The 246-nt window shown below is 37.8% G+C and carries 2 protein-coding genes; one reads left to right on the forward strand and one right to left on the reverse strand.

What is annotated here, in order from left to right:
• The coding region (locus EHC72_RS23350) for a hypothetical protein (protein WP_394346902.1) at nucleotides 1-68 on the reverse strand (68 nt) is incomplete at its 3' end.
• Between the two features lie 103 nt (nucleotides 69-171).
• Between EHC72_RS23350 and EHC72_RS23160 the strand changes: the two genes are divergently transcribed.
• The coding region (locus EHC72_RS23160; protein ID WP_246029483.1) for an alginate lyase family protein at nucleotides 172-246 on the forward strand (75 nt) is incomplete at its 3' end.

Here is a 246-nt window from a genome sequence, read left to right on the forward strand (position 1 = left end):
CTAAAGCGAATCATAGCCTTTCGATGCGCTAAAAAATTATCTGGATTGGTTAAACCATCTCTATTAATGTAAGGTCCATCAGGATTTTTTGGATCTGGCCAAAAATAATCAGCTTCAGAAAAGAAATGGTTTGCCGATTATATTTTATGGCTCAACACAAGTAAGCCGGGCATTCAGGAAAAAACAGTTAAAAATAACCATGCTACCTGCTGGGCTATGCAAGTGGCTTCTTTCGCAAAACTTTGT

It is taken from the genome of Pedobacter nototheniae (assembly GCF_004335085.1).
Classification (GTDB): domain Bacteria; phylum Bacteroidota; class Bacteroidia; order Sphingobacteriales; family Sphingobacteriaceae; genus Pedobacter; species Pedobacter nototheniae.